The organism is Neisseria dentiae (assembly GCF_024580525.1).
GTDB classification, from domain to species: domain Bacteria; phylum Pseudomonadota; class Gammaproteobacteria; order Burkholderiales; family Neisseriaceae; genus Neisseria; species Neisseria dentiae_A.
On sequence record NZ_JANIKQ010000001.1, the window covers coordinates 199,684 to 219,855 of the forward strand.

The following is a 20,172-nucleotide window of genomic DNA, read 5'->3' on the forward strand; positions in this document are numbered from 1 at the left end:
TTTTATACTCCGCATGTGTGATAAAAAATAAATATCAAAAAAAGCACTAGTAAAAAATACGCGCATGATTTTTATCACGCGCGTATAGAACTTCAAAAAAGGTGGACAAGTTGGACAAGTGCCGAATTTAAAGGCTTTCAGCCTGTCCTAAAGTATGGTCAAGTGTGGACAAGTGGGGTAGAAATATGGACAAGTGTTACAAATTTTTCAAATGTGGCAAATCAACACTGGCCGCCGCATTAAATGCTGATATTTGTCTGCCGAAATAATCAGCCTTATTAATTGTATTTGAATCACCGTTAAATACTGCCCCCGTATTCGGCTCCGGGTATCTATCCTGATCGCGCTTGCTCATCCACGAATGCGGCACGATAAAAATCCGCAGCCGTTTTTCAATTCCGTCAACCTTAACACGGGTGCGTATATCCTGCAACCGTTTGGCTATGCTGGCGTAGAAATTCTTTTGCGTCATGCTGAAAGTTTTGGTATCCGCACACCACGCCTTATAAACGGCCCACAAATCCGCGGCGGCACAGGTTATAAACGGCAAACCAAGCTCGCCTTGATACCAATCATCGAAAAACGCTTCCCATCCCGATTTATTAAGCCCGATCATGCGGTTTTTAATCGGAGTTGGCAATGGCTTGGTATGCGGCGTAAACGTTGCCCGCACAGGCACCATGCGGATATTGCCGCCATTATCCTGCCGCTGATAACCTGCCGTGTATTGCAACGGCAAGGCAAACAGAAAATCAGCAAACGCCTGAATGCCGCCCGCATCGATTTCCGCCTGCAATGCCTCATATTGCGCATCAGAAAACTTTTCCCGGATTTCCATCACCATAAAGCGGCGGTCGTTTGCTTCGATAGGTATCGCTTTTTCGTCATTTGAAAAAACCAAAAACGAATTGTAGTCCGAATATTCCAGCGGGTCTTTGCCTTTACGCTCAATCATAATGGTTTCAGACGTAATCATATCCTTAAACTTGCCGATAACGTTTTTGCGTTCGTCAGACGGGCTGATTTCCTCGAACACCGTTACCAACCTGTTTTGAAACGGTGCATTAAACTGGCTTTCCAGTGCATTTTGATTGAGTTTCACAAAATAATCACCAAACAACTCTTTCAAAACCTTATTGCCCAGCGTCGATTTACCCACCCCCTGCGTTTCGGAAATAAACACCAAAGCCGTAGCCGGTTTGCGTTGCGGCCATCTGAAACGGCAGGCCAACCAATTTAAAACCCATTCCGTCACATCGCCCGACATCCTGCCGTTGCCGCCGCAAAGATGCTCAATCAGGCCGATAATATGCTTGCATTTGGGATAAGCCGCCTTGATTTTCTCCAGCGGGGTTTCAGACGGAAACAGCATATCAGGTTCATCAGATTTAACCGGCAAACCCTTAAACATATTGATAAATTTAACCTTTTCGCCATCCTCGGTATAACTGATACCGGGTGGCAAGGCAGGCTCAAAAACATAATTGCTCATCGGGCACACCTTCCGCGCCGACGATTTTTGCCAATTCTCGCATTGTTCCGGAAACGCCGCCTTAACCGCAGCCAGCGAAACAATCTTACCCAAAGCAACATCAAACGCATCGGTTGTACCGTCAAGATAGATGTAGCGGTCAATCATACCGCCGAAATTGTCATATTCCGCCAACGCTTCCAAACGGCGTTGCTTAATGGTGATCTCCGCCTGAAATTCAGCCATCGTTTTACGGCTCGGCGAATTAAACCAAGCATTAACCGCAAACTTGGTAAATATTTTTTCCATTTGCGAGCGTGTAAAAGTTTCGCCCGTTATCAGGTTAACCGCTTTCATTTTTAAACCGATTTGGCTGTAATTTTCCAACAAATCAGCCATCAAACCGTGCATTTCATCATCAGATTCCGCCAACTCATCATCCCGCCAGCCGTTGTTTTCGGCATAATCCGCCCCCGCTCCCCCTTCATTTGCCGCGTGCGTCGTTTCGCGCACGCGCTCATCATCAGAAAGGTGCGGGAAAGATTCCGCATTTTCAGACGGCCACGGGATAAGGGCAGAATCGGCCAAAGCCGCCACAGGGTCTATCAGTTTGCCGCCATCGGCAAAAGCATCTGCAATATCGTAACCGCACGGCCACACACCCGGTTCGGGAATCTGCACCATACGCACGGAGCAGTCCAAACCGGCCAGCTTTTCGGCGATACCCGCCATAGCCTTAAAGCCGGGCTGCGCCGCCTTGGCCAAAAACGGCTTGCTGTGAGGGTCGATGCCCGCCGCCGCTTCCGCTTTGGTCAATTTCTCGCGTTGGCTGTCGCAATCAGGCCACAGCACCACATTCCTACCCGACAGCGGCTGCCAATCCGCCTTTTTCCAGCCGTTACAACCACCCAGCCACGACACCACTACCCAGCCGCCCAACAACCCGCTGGCATCGGCCACAATCTTACATTTTTCGCCTTCAACCACCAGCACCGGAAAATCAGGATGCGCCGCCAGCGCATCCAAACCGAATAACGGCTGCGGGTCGTTAACGCGCCGGTTACACCATTGCTGCACACCTTCCGCGCTTTTGCACCACGAGAAAGGGTAATCCGACTTGCCGCCGCCCGGCTCAATAAACCGTTGCACTACACACAAGGGGCGGCCTTCGGCATCACGGTATACCGCCCGTAAACCTTCTTCGCGCCCGTTGCACGCAAAAGAATATGCCCGCGAACCGCTTAAATGAAGCAAACGCTCTTCATCAAACGGCACCACAGGCCGCCAGCTGTCGCGCTTGGATTTAGCATTACCCGTTTTCGGCGTACCGTCCCATTCCACCCGCTGCACAGGCTGAAAATTACCAATATTCAGCCGATCAGCCACGGCCCGAAATGCGTCGCCATGATTACCGTTGGTAAACAGGTAGGCATACAAGCTGATTAAATCGCCGCCCGCATCACCGGTGGCATAGTCTGCCCACGCACCGGAATGCGTATTAACGGCAAACGATCCCAAATGCCGGTCGGCACGGGTTGGATTTAATGCAAAAAACTCATGGCCTTTATATTTGCCGCCGGGCAGCCATTCCGCCAACAAATTATCGGCGGCATTAAGAGCAGCATCAGCAACTGATTTAAAATCCAATTTCTTCATTTTCAGACGGCCTTACTAAATTTAGGCATAAAAAAAGCCTGCCCCCCCCTATAAGGACAAGGCAGGTGGTAAAAACCCCGATGCGGCGTGTTGTGTATCAGGGAATGGCGGAAAAGGGCTAAAACGATGTTTGACTAGTTACAAATCAACTCCAAATATAGTTTTCATAATCATTCGGCCTTAATTGCTGGGGTGTCATAACCCCTTTTTCAGCAATTTTTTTCGCAATCAAAAAACCAAACGGCCTGTTTAAAGACATCCGTTTTCGCATGTATCCGAGGCTGGTTCCGCAATCCGAAGCAAATTTATTTTTCTCTTCATTGCTCAAACCCTTCAAATGCAAGCGCAACGGGCTGAAATCAATTTTGCACATATGCACTCCTGTTACTGTTTCTGTCATTTTACCTAAAGGTAAAACTAAAATCAATACCTATAGGGAATTTACCCTAGGGTATAAAAACAGGAAAATACAGGAATGGATAAATACGAATACCGCAGACAACGTCTGCTAGAACTCAAAGACACCGTATGCAACGGAAGAATAAGCGAACTGGCCGACAGGCTCGGTCGTTCCGCATCCTATGTGTCAAGGATGCTGTACGAAGAAGACAATCCGCACAGAAAACGGATTGGCGACGACATGCTCGATATTATTGTTGAAGCTTTCGGCGTAACTAAAGCATGGATGGATGGCGAAGGCAGCCAAATACTGACAGTAATGACATCAAAAAACCAAGATACAACAACTTTCCGCATTTTCGACGTAGCTGCATCATGCGGGCATGGCTATATCAACGGAGACGCGCCCGACCTGCTCCGTTCAATTGAAATACCGAATAGTGCCTTACAAGAATTGCTTGGCTCCACCAACATGAAAGGCGTACAACTCTGCCCGCCCGACGGTGACAGCATGGAGCCGACCATACCGCGCCGCTCGGTCACGCTGATCAAAACCGACGTAACCGAGTTCCAAAACAGCGGCGTATATCTGATTACCTTTCAGGGCTACACCTATATCAAACGGTTGGCGCGGGGCAAAGGCGGGGTAATCTTCGTAACCAGCGACAACCCCGCCTATGCCAAATCCGACTTCCAAATCACACCCGAAGAATACGAGCAATTAACCGTACACGGCAAATTCTGGAAAGTGCTGCCGCTGGACTTTATGGATATATAAAACTTCCTAATTATTCTTCAATTTAATAAAGGCCGTCTGAAATACATTTTTCAGACGGCCTTTTCCTACCCTTAATTTTACCCAAAGGAAATTTAAATCACATTAAAAATCAAATACAAATAAAAATATTTACCTTTGGGTATTGTAATTTATTTTCCCCTTAGGTAATATTCACACATCGAAACACAAAACACAAAGGAAACAACATGCAAGAACAAATCAATATCAGCAAGCAAGAATACGAGAGGCTCACCCACCTAGCAGCCACCGCCGCTGATTTAAAAAAACACTTCATTCCCACAATCAATTTTGCCGCCAGTTGCATAACCGCAGAAGGTGTAGCTGCGTGGAATGATTTTGAATTCGCCTTAAAGGCTGTAACCAACCATGCCGATTAAGCAACGGCATCAAACCCAACCAACCAAGGAAACCATCATGAAAACCGAAGAGAAAAAATTTGCCTTAGCCAGCCAACAAATTCCCACCGTAAACAGCGGCTGGCTCGACCGAGAACTCGGCGAAGCAATGGCCGAAGCGGTACGCGCCGTATTGGCCCACGGCAAACAGGCCGACATCACCGTGAAGCTGAAAATCCAGCTGCAAAACATCCAACACGGCACGGTAAAAATCAGCCACAACGTTACCAGCAAACTGCCGAAAGAAAAACGTGAAGGCGGCATCGTATTTGCCACGCCAGACGGCAACATCCAAGCCGACGACCCTGCCCAAGGAACGCTCAATCTGAAGGGCACGGGAAACGGCGAAAAAACCCCGCTGAAATTAGCCGCCAACAACAAATAACCCGGGCGGGGAATATCCCCGCTCAATCCACCAACCTTTAAACAGGAAAATCCGAAATGGAAAAACAACAGCAAAACATCATCGAAACCGCATTAAGCGCAGCCAAACAACCGGTAATCACATACGCACAAAACGGCATGCCCGTTATCTTCTACCCCAACGGAAAAGATTCATGGGATTTCAGCTTTGAAAGGCAATTACTCGACAAACCTTTGCGAAAAGCAGAACTGGTGAAACTGCACGATACCGCCAGCCTGATCAAGTATGTGCAAAAGCACCAACAAGACGGCACGCAGATTTTTATTGATGCCGACTTCACAAACGGCAACATCCAAGTTACCGCCATCATCGACGGCAACACCGCACAAGATGCCGATTGGGGAGATCACCGCGCCTTTTATTCGCCGCGCCACACGCCTGCCGCAAAAAAATGGCTGGACAACACCGGCGAAAAAATGAATCAGGCGCAATTTGCCGCATTTTTAACCAACTGCGCCCGAGACATCGTATCGAAAAACCCCGATAACGAAAACGCCGTTTACCCCACTGCCGCCGAAGTGCTGGATTTCGCACTAAACCTTGAATACACCGAAAAAACCACCTTTAAGCAAGGCTACCGCGAGCAAGACGGCCGCATTAATTTCACTTTCCAAAGCGAAGATGCCGGCAAAACGGAAACTAACCTGAAAGCGTTTGAACGTTTCGCCATCGCCTTTACCCCGTTCCAAGGCGGCGATTCCTACTTCGTCGAAGCATTGCTGAAATTCCGCATCGACAAAAACAGCGGTGCATTAGTGCTGTGTTACGAATTGCAGCAGATTGAAGCCGTGATCGAACAGGCCACCGCAGACATCGCCAAAACCCTGCAAGACGCCTTTGCCGACATCGACATCTATTTCGGCAGACCTTAACCAACAGGCCGTCTGAAAACAACCGGGAAAAACACTTTTCAGACGGCCACCGCAGGGGAAAACCATGCAAACCATCGAAACACACAGCTTAGTTATCAACGTAACCGAAGAAAACAGCGCATACGGATGCGCCATCACCAACGGCTGGGGCGACACCATCATAGAGTTGCCGCCCACCCACAACACCAAAATCAACGCCTGCAAACGCGCCCTAACCTACCTGACCGAAAACGACCTGCAAGCCGTTATCGAAGCGGCCTAAGCACAAGGGGGAAATCATGCAAACGCTGGTAGAAACCTATAACAAACGCGAACAAACCGTAACCATATCGCTGCAAAGCACCGAGCAAAAAGTAAACAGGGAAGGCAAAGTGAAACGCACCATAAAACGCACCCACGCCAAAACATTCCCTCAAACGGAAACCTCAGCCATAGCACGATACAAACAACGCCTGATTGCCATCATGCAGGCCGAAAACCCCAAAACCTACAAAGAAAGAAAATACCTATGAAAGCCCAAACCGCACTGTGCACCTATATCGCCCTAATACTGTTCGGCATCGCTGCAATCTTAGGCAAATGCAGCGCACAAACCGCCAGCGCAGCCATTCAGACGGCCTCAAAGCAATACGCCCAAGCCAACCCGGCAACCAACGACAACACAGCCGAATTAATCAGCGCAGCAGAATCCCGCGCGATCGCCGAAGTGATTCAAGCGGAAAAGGCATACGAAGAGATGGATTATCAATTTTTCAATGGTGATGCGGAGGCATATCCAAATGACCACTAACCACAAACTAACCGCCCTTGCCCTAACCGCCTTGCTGGCAGGCTGCCAAACCATAAGCGCAGATACAGCCCACCGCATCGCACAATGGCACGAAATAAAAGAAATGCAGCACCGCGACATCATCGCCAAAGAAAACCTGATAGAAACCCTAAACAGGCACCAACCATGAAACCCCGCAAACGCTACAACCCCCGCAAACACCGCGCATACAGCAACACCGGCATACCGATGCACATACTCATTAAAGCCGCCACCAGCAAAGAGCCGGTAAGCAGCGAAGAAATAGCAAGCATCACCGCACCCTATGCCGCCGCCGTCGAAGCCATCCGCACCGGCACATGCACCGAAGCACAGTTTTGGCACCTGATCGAAAACCATTATCTGTATATCCACCTGCTAGGCGTATTACGCGGACTGGACAAATACAGCGACAACCCCGAAACCGACATGCTGGCAAGGCTCGAAATTCAGACGGCCTGCGAAGATGCCTTAAACAAAACCACCCAAATCATCGACGCCATCGGCGAACGCAAAAAACAACGCGGCCGCTTTATCGCCACCGGCCCCGAATTAACCCACCTAACCCAAAGCTGCGAAAAGTTTAAAGCCATGCTCGGCATAGCCAACTACTCGCACTACATGCAGGCGTTTAAAAACAGCGAACCCGTAATCAGCGACATCGCATACAGACACAACAAACGGATAAAACAGGAACAAGGAAAATAAAATGACAAACGAACAACTGGAAAAAGAAAAGCAGGCGTTTGAAGAGTGGTTCAACGCCAAAGCAGCCAAAGATGACGATTTCAGATGGGAAGTAGAGCGGTTCGACGCACGGCTCGGCTGGATGGCCGCCAAAGAACACGCCGCCAAGCAAGGCGGGTGGATTAGCGTAGAAGAAAAACTGCCCACAGAAGACGATCAATATGTACTTGTTTGGGAAACCGTAGATGGCAATTCAGGTGCGGAACAGGCTTTCTTTAACCTGCCGGAAAAAACATTTGTAAATTTCGCGGGTGACATCCTAAAAGCGACACACTGGCAGCCGTTGTCTACGCCATTAAGCGAAGGAAAACAACAATGACAACCGAAACCTATAAAGCCATTATGCAAAAGCTGGAAACGCTCGAAACAACAGCAAAAAAATCACACCTTGCCGGGCTGACCAAAGAAAGCAGCATCCTGATCAACACCCAAGACATCGCCGACTTAATGGGATTAAGCTACCAGCACACCTACCGCGAAATCGTATCACACCCCGATTTTCCCAAGCCAGTCAGCCTGACCGACCGGCGCAAAAAGCAGGAATCCCGCCGCTGGATTGCCGGAGATGTGATTAAATATATCCACAGCAGGAAGCAGTAACAAACAGGCCGTCTGAATATCAGACGGCCATTAGTCAATATATTTCTTTTCTTATCCAATCATCAACTGTTTTACTCCAACTCCGATTAACAGATGCCTTTATTTCCTTTTCAGACGGCCTATAAAAATATTCTGCCGCTTGTCTCGCCCAATACAAACGGCAAGCGACATGATAAGAATCTTGCCACGAACTCGGCTTAATAGATGCCTCAAAACTGTTACAGGTAGATAAGATTGCCCTAAACCATGCAATATCATTCACATAATTATTTTGCACAACATCAGGCTCTTCATAACCCTCCTTTAACTCCAAAACAAGATTATTTTCAGCATATCCCCAAGCTGCTTTTTCAAAATTTTCAGCCGCCTCAAGGCGGCATACATTTACATAAGAATTACCGCCCGTTGACGTATCAAGCATACAAGCCCGCATCTTTGAAGCAATGCGTTTTTTAACCACGGGCAAAGAATCGGCCGCGTAAGCCCCAGTAAGAAAAAAGCCAAGCAAAAATACTAAAACCTTCTTCATCACACCCACCTTTGTAATGTAATTGTTAAGAAATTGTTATCATGCCAAACAAAATTACACTTGACAAGCGGTTTATTCATCTTTAAATTACACACCATGTGGCGTAGAAACCACTTTCAGTAGCGGAACCGCACCGTTAATGCGGCGTTTTTGTATCCATAGTTTCTATTGGTTTCCTTTGTGTTTTGTGTTTCGATAAAACCGAAGTTTTCTATGGCCGCGCGGGCGACGAATACAATACCCGAAAGGGGAATAAGTCCGCCCTACTACTGAAGGGTTTCTAACCGCGTGGCCGCCCGTAAGGGCATTTTAGAAAACTTTCAGTAGGAAACTTCAAATGAACCAAGTTCAAAACATCACTTTCCACGGTCAAACAGTACCCGTATTCACCCAAAACCAAACCCACTACGCCGCCATGAAGCCGATTTGCGAAAACATCGGCATCGACTGGGAAGCACAACGGCAAAAAATCCAACGCAATCAAGTTTTAAATTCAGTTGCCTGTATGATAAAGGCAACTGCATCAGACGGTAAAAGCTATGAAACTACCTGCCTACCTATCGAATACCTAAACGGCTGGCTGTTCGGCATAGACGTTAACCGCGTGAAACCCGAAATCCGCGAACGGCTACTACAATACCAAGCCGAATGCTTCGAGGTATTAAACGCCCACTTCAACAAACCGCTGCCGCAACGCCCCGCACTACCTACCCCCGCCAACATGGAAGCCAATCGGGAAATGTTCGACATCATCGCCAGCATAGAAAACACCTTGGCCAAAGCCTACTGCGGCCCCAGCCTCAACGACCAAATCCGCGCACTCACCGGCAAACGCCGTTTCGACTTGGATTTCTACCAACTGGCTGCCCTAATCCGCAAACTGGTGGAAATGATGCCGCAGCAGATTATGGAAAAACACCCCGAAATACGCCGTCTGAAAAACGCCGAAAAATACAGCTTCAACCGCCCTGCCGGGTTGCCGCCGCAGCCGGCAAAACCTGCCGCCACGCCCACCGAAACAGCGCACCCCGACCGCGACGCCCTATACCACGGCTGCCGCAGCCATATCGGCGCACTGCTGCTTCACCCAAGCGGTAAAACCAAACAGGATAAAGAGCAAATCATTCAAGCGGCGTTGGATGAAATGGACAATATCCTGCACGTTGTCGTTACCGCCGCCGAAAACTACGACTACAACGAAGAAAACCGTAACCTAGGCAAAAGCGAATTAACCACCGCCGTTTACGAGCTGACCAAACTGCAACGTCTTATCAACGATTGCGCCCGCAGCTGGTAAACCGAAAGGCCGTCTGTTGTCAGGCGGCCTTTCCTGATATAAATACAACAAAAATGTTATAAAGCTATTGCAAATACAACATTTTTGTTGTATCATTCCTTTCACTGTACATAAGAAAGGAGGTTAAATGAAATACAGTGAATTTAGACGATGGCTTATCTCTCAAGGTGTAGAGTTCACCACGCAAAAACGCGGAAGCCATCAGTTAATCAGATTAGGTGATAGAACATCGGTTTTTCCAAACCACGGCAGTAAAGAAATCGGCTCAGGCTTGGTAAAAAAAATCAAAAAAGACTTGAACCTTAAGTAAAGGTAAGCCCGAAAGGGCTTACCCTACAATCTCATCACTCAACTTACTTAAAGGACTAATATGTTATCTTATCGCTACGAACTCACCCCGGACGATAACGGAACTTTTTTAGTTACGTTTCCCGATATTCCCGAAGCGGTGGCCGTGGGTGAAGATAAAGAATCGGCAGCAATCGAAGCATTAGATGGTTTGTTGTGCGCACTCGATGGCTACTTTGAAGATCGGCGCGCTATTCCGCTGCCATCAGCGGAACAAGGAAGCGACACCGTTACCTTACCCGCCTTGGAAACTGCAAAAGTATTGCTGCTTAACGAAATGATCGCACAAGGTGTAAAAAAAGCAGAAATGGCACGCCGTCTAGATGTACACATGCCCCAAATAGACCGCTTGTTAGATTTGCGTCACAATACCAAAATTGATTTTTTGGAAAAAGCAGCAGAAAAGCTGGGAAAGCATTTAAGCATCAGCTTTGCATAATGTATTAAATTAAACCTAACCTTTCTTATTACAGTAAAAAAAGGCCGTCTGAAAACAGACGGCCTTTCTTATTCCGGCATCTTCGCCGCCAACTCTTCTGCCGTTGGCGCGTAATACGTATTCAGCAGAATGCGCAAATCCTTATGGCCGCTGATTTTCGCAAGCTCCATCGGCTGATAAATCTTGGCAAGCCGCGTTAATGCTTCGCGCCGCGAATCATGATAATGCAGGCCGTCTATTTGCGCCATATCCAGCAGCTTGCGGAATTGGCTGTCGCACGATCCCTTTGTAACACCAAACACCGTGCGCCCGCCGTGCGAATCCGCCACCTGTTTTAAAATCGCCACCGCACGACCCGACAACGGCACATCGCGCGCCTGCCCGTTTTTCGTGGTCGGCAGATGCACATACCTTTTATCCAAATGCACGTTTTCAGGCTGCAACCCCAATATCTCCCCCACACGCATGGCCGTCTCCAGCGCAAACAAAAACGCCGCCGCCACGCGCTGCACCTGCTTTTCAGGTACGCAACCAGCAGAATACCCCGCACAATAGCAAATAGCGTCAATTTCGGCCGCCGAAACCCGCCGGGTACGTGGCGGGCTGCCATCGGGTTTGCGCAACCGCAGCAAAAAGTTTTCCGGCAACATACGCCAGTCTTTTACCGCCGCCGTCATCACCGCAGACAACACATTCCATTCCCGCCGCACCGTGGCCGGCTGCACTTCTTTCAGACGTTCGTCAGCCCACATCTTAAATTGCAAATCCGACAAATCGGGCAGCATCACAGCGGCAAGCGGCGTAGCCAACACCCGATTAATCACATTGATTTCATTCTTATACCCGCGTTTACCGGGCGATACTTCATCACGATACCGTATCAGCAAATCCGAAAACGGCACAGACGGCGTAATCCCCGCCCGAAACGCCTGCCACTCCGCTTCGACCTTCGCCGCCCATTGCTGCGCATCCACCTTGCGCGCAAACACAGCCGACTTATTAAAAGCCGCCCGCCCGCCGCTAGCCTTATGCCTAACCTGCACAAGCCAAGAACCATTAGATTTTTTTGTAAAAGATGCCATAATCCGGTTGCAAAGTTGGTTGCAAAACGGATGCAATCATACCCATAAGTCAGGATAAATCAAGATAATAAACAACAAATGAAGATTTGATACAAACCATTGAATTAACCATATAACAATATGATTAAAATAGACAAAAAGAAAAATCCGCCTGAAAACTCAAGCGGATTTTCCTGAAAACTGGCACGCCCACGGGGATTCGAACCCCGGTTGCCGCCGTGAAAGGGCAGTGTCCTAGGCCTCTAGACGATGGGCGCGTAACCGAAGCGCGCACTATACCGATGCCGTTTGTGCTTGTCAATCAGGCGGGGCGGCGCGGCCTTTCAGACGGCCTTTGCCTGCTGTATAATGCGGCGGTTTCACTTCAGAGAAATGCCATGTGGTTCAAACAAATCAGCTTTTATCCTTTAAACAAAAACAAACTGCCCGAGCTTGAAACGCTGGCGAACAAACTGGCCGAAGCGCAGTTCACACCCTGCTCGGGTTTGGACTGGTTCAGCGAAGGCTTTGCCGCACCGGTGGCGTTTTCGCCCGAAACGGTGTTTCCCGCCGATTACACCTGGCGCGTGGCGCTGAAAAAAGAAGAAAAGGTGCTGCCCGCCGGCGTTATCCGCGATATTCTGGAAGAGCGCGTGGCCGAGATTCAAAACGCCGAAGCGCGCAATGTGGGCCGTAAAGAAAAGCAGGAATTAAAAGAACAGATTACCGATGATTTGCTGCCGCGCGCCTTTACCCGCAGCAGCCGCACACAGGCCGTTTTCGACACCAAACACGGCTATCTGTTTGTGAACAATGCCTCCGCAACCAAAGCCGAAGGCATGCTCACCAAACTGCGCGAAGCACTGGGCGGCTTGGAAGCGAGCCTGCCCAACACCAAACAGTCGCCGGGCAGCCTGATGACGAGCTGGCTGTTGCAGGGCGCCGCCGAGGGCGGTTTCGAGCTGGACAGCGACTGCGAGCTGAAAGGCACGGGCGATGTGGCGCCGGTGGTGAAAGTGTCGAAGCAGGATTTAACCGCCGACGAAGTGGTCCAACACGTTAAAAACGGCAAAACCGTTACCCAACTGGGCTTGGTGTGGCGCGAACAGATTGCGTTTGTGCTCACGCAGGATTTCACGCTCAAGCGCATCCAGTATCTCGACGTATTGCAGGAAGAAGCCGAAGGCCACGGCGACGATGCGGCCAGCCTGGCTTTCGCCTCGCAGATTCTGATGACCGAATCGTTAAGCACTATGCTGGAAGAACTGGCGGGCTATCTGGGCGGCTGGCAGGAATAAAACACGGCCGTCTGAAAAACCACGCGTTTAACGGTAGAATATGTTTTCAGACGGCCTGAGACCTTTGCAATCAAATTGAGAGAACCTTATGAGCATCAAATCCGACAAATGGATACGCCGCATGAGCGAAGAGTTCGGCATGATCGAACCTTACGAACCTAACCAGGTAAAGGAAATCGACGGCCGTAAAATCATTTCATACGGCACGTCGAGCTACGGCTACGATATCCGCTGCGCCAACGAATTCAAGATTTTCACCAACATCAACAGCACCATCGTCGATCCGAAAAACTTCGACCCGAAAAACTTTGTTACGGTGGAAGACGACTGCTGCATCATCCCGCCCAATTCTTTCGCATTGGCGCGCACGGTGGAATATTTCCGTATTCCCCGCAACGTGTTAACCGTGTGTCTGGGCAAATCCACCTACGCCCGCTGCGGCATCATCGTAAACGTTACCCCGTTCGAGCCGGAATGGGAGGGCTACGTTACGCTGGAGTTTTCCAACACCACCCCCCTGCCCGCCAAAATCTACGCCGGCGAAGGCGTGGCGCAGGTGCTGTTTTTCGAAAGCGACGAAGTGTGCGAAACCTCTTATAAAGACCGCAACGGCAAATATATGGGGCAAACCGGCGTTACCCTGCCGAAAACCTGAGCACACCCCGGAGCCTGTCAAAACCCTGCCCTAACTTGAAAATATTTATTTCGCTTCATACCTAGAGCGAGAGCGAAACGTTTTAAATTTTCCAAAACCCTTTCTGCAAAAGCGGCGCCAACCGGTGTTTTCGGTTGGCGCCGTTTTTTTATCCGGCTGTCAAGCCGCCATGCTTTTCTGTTTGCTTTAGATTAAACAACCGGCATCCTTCCGCTTTCAGACGGCCTGAGACCTTTGCAAAACCCTCATCTGCGGCGCATTTCTTCGTTGTGCGCTGCTCGCTCGCTTGCCTATCTACTTGATATGTCTGCGCTCGCTGTGCTGCTACGCCTTGAACTGCATCCACATCTGAGGGTTTTGCAAAGGTCTCAACCTCACACGGAAACTTATTTTTTCTTGACCAGTCATAAATGAGAATAATTACCACAAAAAGGACTTTAAAGTATGACCAAATTATGCGCTTCCCCAACCAACCGCAAAGTAATTCTTTGGACCACCCTGATCGGCGGCTTTTTCAGCTCGCTGGTGAAATGGGGTTCCGAAGTGAATATGCCGCCGCGTATGCCCGGCGAAATTTCCCCGCCCGGCGCCAATATCGACGCTTGGCTGGGCTGGCTCGGCTTCAACCAGCATTCGCTCGATTATGTGTATCAGGGCAACAGCGTATTAGGTGCGGTAACGCTTTATCACTGGCTGTTCAGTTTCGTGTTCGCCTTTGTTTATGTGTGGGGCTCGGTGTATTGGCCGAAAATCCGCCTGTGGTACGGCGCGTTTTACGGCATTCTGATTACCGTGGTGATGCACGGGCTGCTGATTCCGATGTTCGGTTTCCGCAACCCCGCCTATGCCGACGGCGCGGTAGGCTGGATGTGGAACCTCAACGCAGCGGAACATGTCAGCGAATTTCTCGGCCATATTTATTGGTCGGTATCCATCGAAGTGTGCATGATTGCCGTGCTTGCTTATTATGCACGGCCGATTAAAGGCGACTGGGTAGAGCGTTAACCGCAGCGGTTTCATACCAATGTAAAAAAGCGGGGCTTTTGCCCGCTTTTTTTTGCTCCCGACCCAAGGCAAACGGTTTGTTTTCTCCCTCTTGATTTTTTATGACAAACATTTAAACACAAACCCAATCAAGCCTTTACGGTTTGCCCACAAAAGCTGTGGATAACTTTGTGGAAAGTTTGTGAAATCAGCGTATTTTCCCCGAAAAATCGGGCTTCGGCCATGGTTGCACAAAATTTAAGCCCAAATGTAAAGTTTATATTTATCAAAAAGTTATGATGATTTTTAAGTTGTCAAGCATTCAGGCGGCAGCGGTCGTTTCATCCGATACGGCCTATGTGGATAAAGAAATTTAACCGGTTGACAAAACGGATAAAAGCAGCAAACCCACATCCGCCAAAGGCTTACCGCAATTTTATGCCGTCTGAAAGAAAACAACGTGGGCATTTCAATGCCCCAGCAGCAAAACCAGCGACACCGAAAAAAACGAAATTATCGTTACCGCCAGCATCGCGGCAGCGGTTTGGCGCTCGAAACCGTATTGCTGGCCGAAAATGGCATACATACTCGCCATCGGCACGCTGGCGAGCAATGCACCGGCAAACAGCGTGTCTTTATCCGCGCCGAACAGCCACAAACAAGCCACCACCAACGCAGGGAACAGCAGCAGCTTGCCTGCGGCGATAAAACTGATGTCTTTGATATTGCCGCGTATTTCCAAGCCATACAGGCTGCTGCCGATCACAAACAGCGCCAGCGGCGAAGTGGCTGAAGCCAGCATGGTGCTGAGTTTTTCCAGCACCGCCGGCACATGGATATTGCCGACGGCAAACACCAGCGCAATCAGCAGCACCATAATAATCGGATTTTTCAGCAGGTTTTTGGCGATTCGCAGCAAAGTGGCGGCAATATCGGCATGACCGCCTTTGGCCAGATCGATCAACACGAACATCAGCGGCAGAATCAGAATATTCTCAATCAGCGCATTCATGGCGAAAAACACACCGGCGGGCGTACCCACCGCCATCAGCAGCAGCGGATAGCCGATAAAACCTGTGTTCGACATACCCGTGCCCAAACCGTTGAGCACCGCCAACACCTTATCCTGCCCGCGCCAACGGCTCACCAGCCAGCCCGCCAGAAACGCCAGCAGCGATGCCAGCGCATAGCCGTAGAGGTAATCGGCTTTCAGCACATCGGCAATCGGGCGCGTGGCAATCGCCGAAAACACCAGCATCGGCATACCGATGCGGACAACAAACTTACCCATACCCGCAAACTGTTCGCGGGAAAAAAAGTCGAAACGGGCGGCAAAATAACCCATGCCGATAATAATGAACACCGGAGCGGTGATGGAAAGAATGGCAAACATAAACTGACCGGGCCGTCTGAAAAACGCAGGAAATCTGCCCTATTTTAACAGAGCACGGTTATGACCGCCGTTTAAATAAGGCATCGGCAAACAAAGATTTTTTCGCGCCCACGGTGATACAGCCTTGCAAAATAAAAACGAGGCAAGGCCGCAGGCAGTACAAACAGCACGGCAAGGCGGAACAGCGCTGTATCATTTTTATTTTGAAAGGCTATAAAACAGCCCGCCCCCTTTAAGCCGCACAGCGCAGCAGTTAAAATGCAGGCTGCACACAAAGGATTTCCGCCATGCAAACCCGCTTACCGTTTTTCAGCCTGATCCGCGTTGCCGGCGACGACCGCGCCGCCTTTCTGCACGGCCAGCTTTCCAACGACATCAACAATCTGCCACCCGGTTCGGCCTGTTACGCCACCTACAATACCCCCAAAGGCCGCGTGATTGCTAATATGCTGGTGCTCAACCGCGGCGACGATTTGCTGCTGGCGCTGGCCGCCGATTTGGCCGAAACCGTAACCAAACGCCTGCGTATGTTTGTTTTGCGCGCCAAAGCCGTGTTTGAGCCGCTGCCTGATTTTGCCGCCGCCTGCGAACTGCCGCCGCAAACCCCGCCGCAACCTGCCGCCAGCCCTGCCCTCTCATTTGCCGCAGAAGAAAACAACGGTGTATGGACCATCGCCCTGCCCCATCAAGGCCGTCTGAAAATCGGCGCGGCGGCAGATTTGCCCGCATACGACGCCGCTGCTGAAAACGCTTGGAACCTGCACGAAATCGAAAGCGGTTATCCGTGGATCAGCGCCGCCACCAGCGAAAGCTGCGTCGCCCAAATGCTCAACCAGCACACCATCGGCGGCGTGCATTTCAAAAAAGGCTGCTACCCCGGGCAGGAAATCATCGCCCGCGCCCAATACCGCGGCCAGGTCAAACGCGGTTTGGCCGTACTCGAAAGCTCCTCGCTCGAAGCCGCCGGCGTGGCGGTGCACAGCGGCGGCGAAGAAGCCGGCATCATCATCAACAGCGCTTTAACCGGCAACGGCAGCGCCAATCTGGCCGTGATTAAATTTTCCGCCGCAGAAACCCCTTTAACCGATGCCGACGGCAATGCGCTGCAAACCGGCAAAATATTTTTTAAAACCGATAACGAATAAGGCCCGGCCTTTGCAAGTTGCTCAGGCCGTCTGAAAACCCGCAACCCGTTACGACCACTGCCCGCACCACCACCATGTTTCAAATGAGAATACGCACCGACAGCGCCCGCTGGACGCGCCTGATGCTGAACTTCTGGCCGCCGCTTTTTTTCAGCGGCATCCGCATCACCGAGCTTTCCGACGATTTCCGCTATATGAAGGCCACCCTGAAAGACTGGTCGAGCACCCGCAACGTACACGGCGCGCAATTCGGCGGCAGCCTGTTCGCCCTAACCGACGCATCCTACTCGGCCATGCTCAACGGCATGATAGGCAAACGGTATTATGTGTGGGACAAATCCGCCCATATCGACTTTATCAAACCCGGCCGCGGCGCGGTGTTTATCGAATGCCGCATCACCGACGAAATGCTGCACGATATTTACGAACACACCAAAAACGGCGAAAAATACCTGCCCGAAATCCCCGTGCGCGTATTCGATAAAAACGGCGAAACCGTCGCCATTGCCAAGCGCACGCTTTATATCCGTTTGAAACCCACGTTCAGGCCGAAAAAAGAAGCTGCCTGATCAGGCAGAATAAAAACTCAGGCCGTCTGAAAAGGTTTTTCAGACGGCCTGTTTACAATGCCGATTTTTATTCGCCGAAACCTTTGCAAACTCTGTCGCAGCCGCCTGAAATATCCAACCACCGTCATACGACGGCTTGGCACGAATGTCCATTTTCTTGAAAAATTTATGAAAACCAAAAAAAGATACTCGGGGTTGGCCCGAGTATGGCGAACATTTTTCAAGCCGATAAAAGGTGTTGCGGCACGATAGCAAAGCGGATACCGAAAGAAAACATCAGGCCGTCTGAAACACCTTTTCAGACGGCCTGTTGAACATTTTAATCCTGTTTTAAAGCGTTAAGTGCCAAACTCTTTCTCAACCGCTTGACGCACTTTCTCGGCAGAGGCTTCGATGTCGGTTTGCGCCACTTCGGCGCGGGGCAAAGCTTCCGTTGCAGTAACTTCCGCTTGCGCACGATAGTCCGCAATGTCGGCCGCAACCGTTGCTGCTGCGGCGGGCTGCGTTTCAACCGCTTCCGGTGCGGTTAACGGCAGGCGCGCCAAAATGGTTTCGGTGGCGCTGACTTTGTCGCCGATGGCCACCTGCGCCTGCGCGTCGGTCGGCAGATAAACATCGACGCGCGAACCGAAGCGGATAAAGCCGTAACGCTCGCCGCGGCGCAACGTGTCGCCCGTCTGCGTGTAGCACAGAATCCGCCGCGCCACCAGGCCCGCCACCTGCACGAAGGTTACTTCGCGGCCGCTGCGGGTGGTGGCCAAAACGGCGTTGCGCTCGTTTTCGGTGCTGGCTTTGTCCAAATCGGCGTTGACAAACTTGCCCGGCGTGTATTCCACCGCCGTTACCGTGCCGTCGATGGGCGAGCGTTGCGAGTGCACGTTAAACACGTTCATAAACACGCTGATTTTCAGCGACTCCACTTGGCGGTAAGGATCGGGCGCGCGCTCCACCACCACGATGCGGCCGTCGACCGGGCTTAACACCGCATCCGCATCCTGCGGCGCCGTCCGCGCCGGATCGCGGAAAAACTGCAATGCAAACACGGTAAACAGCCAGAAAGGCAGCGACCACCAACCTGCCCACAAAGTTATCAAAACACTGGCAATCAGGCCGCCGCCGATAAACGGCCAGCCTTCGCGGGCGATAATCGGGTGCGGGTAAAAACGGGACATAGCGCTTCCTTCTGTATTATCTGTCTGTAAAGGGTTTCGGATTATAGCCGATAACGGTATATAAAGGGAAAAGGCCGTCTGAAAACAAAAACGGCAACTGCTTCTCGGCTATAATATAGTGGCTTAAATTTAAAATAGGACAAGGCGCCGAGCCGCAGACAGTACAGGTAGTACGGCAAGGCGAGGCAACGCTGTACTATTTTAAATTTAAGCCACTATAAAATAACTATTTTTACCGAACAGGCCGTCTGAAATGCCCCACTCCCCGCAAGAACCCCTACGCCTTTCCAAACGCATGGCCGAACTCGGCCTCTGCTCGCGCCGCGAAGCCGACAGCTATATCGAGCAGGGCTGGGTGAAAGTGAACGGAAAAACCGCCGTGCTCGGCCAAAAAGTTACCCCCGCCGACCGCATCGACCTCAACAAACAGGCACATGAAAAACAGGCGCAGCGGGTAACGATACTGCTCAACAAACCCGTGGGCTATGTGAGCGCGCAGGCCGAAAAAGGCTACAAATCCGCCGCTGAGCTGATCACCCCCGAAAACCGCTGGGAAGGCGACGACAGCCGCATCGAATTCAGCGAAAAACACAAATTCGGCCTCGCCCCCGCCGGCCGTTTGGACATCGACTCGGTCGGCCTGTTGGTGCTCACACAAGACGGCCGCATCGCCAAACAGCTTATCGGCGAAAACAGCGGCAGCGAAAAAGAATACCTCGTGCGCGTGCGCGGTAAGTTGGATGAAGAAGGCTTAAGGCTGCTCAACCACGGCTTAAGCCTGGACGGCGAAAAACTCAAACCCGCCAAGGTGGAATGGCAAAACGAAGACCAGCTGCGTTTTGTGTTAAAGCAGGGCAAAAAACGCCAAATCCGCCGCATGTGCGAACTGGTCGGCCTGCGCGTAACCGGCCTCAAGCGCATCCGCATGGGCAAAGTGAAACTGGGCAGACTGCCGCCGGGCAAATGGCGCTATCTGCGGCACGACGAAACCTTTTAAACGCTATCCAAAAACATAAACCGGCTGTTTCACGCCGGCCAGAGGCCGTCTGAAAAACCACCCGTTAAAGCTTGGTGTATTCAAACAATATAAAGTACAATTACACAGCTTTAC

27 protein-coding genes and 1 tRNA gene are annotated in these 20,172 nt (G+C 50.7%); 20 read left to right on the forward strand and 8 right to left on the reverse strand.

All coding sequences use genetic code 11. The annotated features are described in order from the left end of the window. Positions 1 to 196 precede the first annotated feature (196 nt). Both NQ012_RS00975 and NQ012_RS00980 read right to left on the reverse strand, forming a co-directional pair. On the reverse strand, positions 197 to 3,127 hold the full coding sequence (locus tag NQ012_RS00975; RefSeq protein WP_257065589.1) for a DUF5906 domain-containing protein: 2,931 nt from the start codon (positions 3,125 to 3,127) through the stop codon (positions 197 to 199). A gap of 145 nt (positions 3,128 to 3,272) precedes the next feature. Then, the gene (locus NQ012_RS00980) at positions 3,273 to 3,500 is read right to left on the reverse strand and encodes a hypothetical protein (RefSeq protein ID WP_257065591.1); all 228 of its coding nucleotides are present in this window, start codon (positions 3,498 to 3,500) and stop codon (positions 3,273 to 3,275) included. A 102-nt stretch (positions 3,501 to 3,602) separates the two neighbouring features. Here NQ012_RS00980 and NQ012_RS00985 point away from each other — a divergent pair, with 102 nt between their 5' ends. The 11 genes from NQ012_RS00985 to NQ012_RS01035 all read left to right on the forward strand — a co-directional run bounded on the left by NQ012_RS00985 (position 3,603) and on the right by NQ012_RS01035 (position 8,171). Beyond that, positions 3,603 to 4,304: a LexA family transcriptional regulator gene (locus NQ012_RS00985; protein ID WP_257065593.1), complete on the forward strand. Its 702-nt coding sequence runs from the start codon at positions 3,603 to 3,605 to the stop codon at positions 4,302 to 4,304. A gap of 206 nt (positions 4,305 to 4,510) precedes the next feature. Next, entirely contained in the window at positions 4,511 to 4,702 is a 192-nt protein-coding gene (locus NQ012_RS00990; RefSeq protein ID WP_257065595.1) for a hypothetical protein, read from the forward strand. Between the two features lie 37 nt (positions 4,703 to 4,739). Next, entirely contained in the window at positions 4,740 to 5,105 is a 366-nt protein-coding gene (locus NQ012_RS00995) for a hypothetical protein (protein WP_257065597.1), read from the forward strand. Between the two features lie 56 nt (positions 5,106 to 5,161). Beyond that, positions 5,162 to 6,016, forward strand: a complete 855-nt coding sequence (locus tag NQ012_RS01000; protein WP_257065599.1) for a DUF2303 family protein — start codon at positions 5,162 to 5,164, stop codon at positions 6,014 to 6,016. A gap of 64 nt (positions 6,017 to 6,080) precedes the next feature. After that, positions 6,081 to 6,278 (forward strand): hypothetical protein, encoded by a 198-nt coding sequence (locus tag NQ012_RS01005; RefSeq protein ID WP_257065600.1) that lies wholly within the window; start codon positions 6,081 to 6,083, stop codon positions 6,276 to 6,278. A 16-nt stretch (positions 6,279 to 6,294) separates the two neighbouring features. Continuing rightward, positions 6,295 to 6,528, forward strand: coding sequence for a hypothetical protein (locus NQ012_RS01010; protein ID WP_257065601.1), 234 nt, complete (start codon positions 6,295 to 6,297; stop codon positions 6,526 to 6,528). Next, the gene (locus NQ012_RS01015) at positions 6,525 to 6,806 is read left to right on the forward strand and encodes a hypothetical protein (RefSeq protein ID WP_257065602.1); all 282 of its coding nucleotides are present in this window, start codon (positions 6,525 to 6,527) and stop codon (positions 6,804 to 6,806) included. The genes NQ012_RS01010 and NQ012_RS01015 overlap by 4 nt, the downstream gene beginning before the upstream one ends. After that, positions 6,796 to 6,975: a hypothetical protein gene (locus tag NQ012_RS01020; protein WP_257065603.1), complete on the forward strand. Its 180-nt coding sequence runs from the start codon at positions 6,796 to 6,798 to the stop codon at positions 6,973 to 6,975. The genes NQ012_RS01015 and NQ012_RS01020 overlap by 11 nt, the downstream gene beginning before the upstream one ends. Next, positions 6,972 to 7,532 carry a hypothetical protein gene (locus NQ012_RS01025; protein WP_257065604.1) on the forward strand — a complete coding sequence of 187 codons (561 nt, stop codon included), beginning with the start codon at positions 6,972 to 6,974 and terminating at the stop codon, positions 7,530 to 7,532. The genes NQ012_RS01020 and NQ012_RS01025 overlap by 4 nt, the downstream gene beginning before the upstream one ends. A 1-nt stretch (position 7,533) precedes the next feature. Next, entirely contained in the window at positions 7,534 to 7,890 is a 357-nt protein-coding gene (locus tag NQ012_RS01030; protein WP_257065605.1) for a DUF551 domain-containing protein, read from the forward strand. After that, a complete protein-coding gene (locus tag NQ012_RS01035; RefSeq protein ID WP_257065606.1) occupies positions 7,887 to 8,171 on the forward strand; it encodes a helix-turn-helix transcriptional regulator in 285 nt (94 codons plus the stop codon). The genes NQ012_RS01030 and NQ012_RS01035 overlap by 4 nt, the downstream gene beginning before the upstream one ends. 34 nt (positions 8,172 to 8,205) lie before the next feature. Here the strand turns inward: NQ012_RS01035 and NQ012_RS01040 are convergent, their stop codons facing one another. Continuing rightward, the gene (locus tag NQ012_RS01040; protein WP_257065607.1) at positions 8,206 to 8,700 is read right to left on the reverse strand and encodes a hypothetical protein; all 495 of its coding nucleotides are present in this window, start codon (positions 8,698 to 8,700) and stop codon (positions 8,206 to 8,208) included. A 337-nt stretch (positions 8,701 to 9,037) separates the two neighbouring features. Between NQ012_RS01040 and NQ012_RS01045 the strand changes: the two genes are divergently transcribed. The 3 genes from NQ012_RS01045 to NQ012_RS01055 all read left to right on the forward strand — a co-directional run bounded on the left by NQ012_RS01045 (position 9,038) and on the right by NQ012_RS01055 (position 10,784). Further along, on the forward strand, positions 9,038 to 9,997 hold the full coding sequence (locus NQ012_RS01045) for a phage antirepressor N-terminal domain-containing protein (protein WP_257065608.1): 960 nt from the start codon (positions 9,038 to 9,040) through the stop codon (positions 9,995 to 9,997). Positions 9,998 to 10,124: 127 nt separating this feature from the next. Then, entirely contained in the window at positions 10,125 to 10,307 is a 183-nt protein-coding gene (locus NQ012_RS01050; protein ID WP_257065609.1) for a type II toxin-antitoxin system HicA family toxin, read from the forward strand. Positions 10,308 to 10,367: 60 nt separating this feature from the next. Continuing rightward, entirely contained in the window at positions 10,368 to 10,784 is a 417-nt protein-coding gene (locus NQ012_RS01055) for a type II toxin-antitoxin system HicB family antitoxin (protein ID WP_257065610.1), read from the forward strand. Positions 10,785 to 10,852: 68 nt separating this feature from the next. On the opposite strand, the gene NQ012_RS01060 is transcribed toward NQ012_RS01055, so the two are convergent. Together NQ012_RS01060 and NQ012_RS01065 are read right to left on the reverse strand one after the other, a co-directional pair. Further along, a complete protein-coding gene (locus NQ012_RS01060; protein WP_257065611.1) occupies positions 10,853 to 11,773 on the reverse strand; it encodes a site-specific integrase in 921 nt (306 codons plus the stop codon). A 274-nt stretch (positions 11,774 to 12,047) separates the two neighbouring features. Next, positions 12,048 to 12,123, reverse strand: a tRNA-Glu gene (locus NQ012_RS01065). A gap of 120 nt (positions 12,124 to 12,243) precedes the next feature. Between NQ012_RS01065 and NQ012_RS01070 the strand changes: the two genes are divergently transcribed. Both NQ012_RS01070 and dcd read left to right on the forward strand, forming a co-directional pair. After that, the gene (locus NQ012_RS01070) at positions 12,244 to 13,143 is read left to right on the forward strand and encodes a recombination-associated protein RdgC (protein ID WP_257065612.1); all 900 of its coding nucleotides are present in this window, start codon (positions 12,244 to 12,246) and stop codon (positions 13,141 to 13,143) included. A gap of 88 nt (positions 13,144 to 13,231) precedes the next feature. Continuing rightward, complete coding sequence (dcd, locus tag NQ012_RS01075) at positions 13,232 to 13,798, forward strand: dCTP deaminase (RefSeq protein WP_085365974.1); 567 nt, start codon at positions 13,232 to 13,234, stop codon at positions 13,796 to 13,798. A gap of 148 nt (positions 13,799 to 13,946) precedes the next feature. Here the strand turns inward: dcd and NQ012_RS01080 are convergent, their stop codons facing one another. After that, a complete protein-coding gene (locus NQ012_RS01080; RefSeq protein WP_257065614.1) occupies positions 13,947 to 14,225 on the reverse strand; it encodes a hypothetical protein in 279 nt (92 codons plus the stop codon). Between the two features lie 17 nt (positions 14,226 to 14,242). On the opposite strand from NQ012_RS01080, the gene NQ012_RS01085 reads away from it, so the two are divergent. Further along, positions 14,243 to 14,803 carry a YagU family protein gene (locus NQ012_RS01085; RefSeq protein WP_257065615.1) on the forward strand — a complete coding sequence of 187 codons (561 nt, stop codon included), beginning with the start codon at positions 14,243 to 14,245 and terminating at the stop codon, positions 14,801 to 14,803. A gap of 448 nt (positions 14,804 to 15,251) precedes the next feature. Here NQ012_RS01085 and NQ012_RS01090 read toward each other — a convergent pair whose 3' ends face one another. Then, positions 15,252 to 16,175, reverse strand: coding sequence for an AEC family transporter (locus tag NQ012_RS01090; protein WP_257065616.1), 924 nt, complete (start codon positions 16,173 to 16,175; stop codon positions 15,252 to 15,254). A gap of 287 nt (positions 16,176 to 16,462) precedes the next feature. Here NQ012_RS01090 and ygfZ point away from each other — a divergent pair, with 287 nt between their 5' ends. Then, positions 16,463 to 17,320 carry a CAF17-like 4Fe-4S cluster assembly/insertion protein YgfZ gene (gene ygfZ, locus NQ012_RS01095; RefSeq protein WP_257065617.1) on the forward strand — a complete coding sequence of 286 codons (858 nt, stop codon included), beginning with the start codon at positions 16,463 to 16,465 and terminating at the stop codon, positions 17,318 to 17,320. A gap of 17 nt (positions 17,321 to 17,337) precedes the next feature. Further along, complete coding sequence (locus NQ012_RS01100; protein ID WP_257065619.1) at positions 17,338 to 17,889, forward strand: DUF4442 domain-containing protein; 552 nt, start codon at positions 17,338 to 17,340, stop codon at positions 17,887 to 17,889. Between the two features lie 338 nt (positions 17,890 to 18,227). Here the strand turns inward: NQ012_RS01100 and NQ012_RS01105 are convergent, their stop codons facing one another. Beyond that, complete coding sequence (locus tag NQ012_RS01105; RefSeq protein WP_257065620.1) at positions 18,228 to 19,061, reverse strand: phosphatidylserine decarboxylase; 834 nt, start codon at positions 19,059 to 19,061, stop codon at positions 18,228 to 18,230. Positions 19,062 to 19,314: 253 nt separating this feature from the next. Here NQ012_RS01105 and NQ012_RS01115 point away from each other — a divergent pair, with 253 nt between their 5' ends. Further along, positions 19,315 to 20,058 (forward strand): pseudouridine synthase, encoded by a 744-nt coding sequence (locus NQ012_RS01115; protein WP_257065621.1) that lies wholly within the window; start codon positions 19,315 to 19,317, stop codon positions 20,056 to 20,058. Positions 20,059 to 20,172: the final 114 nt, after the last annotated feature.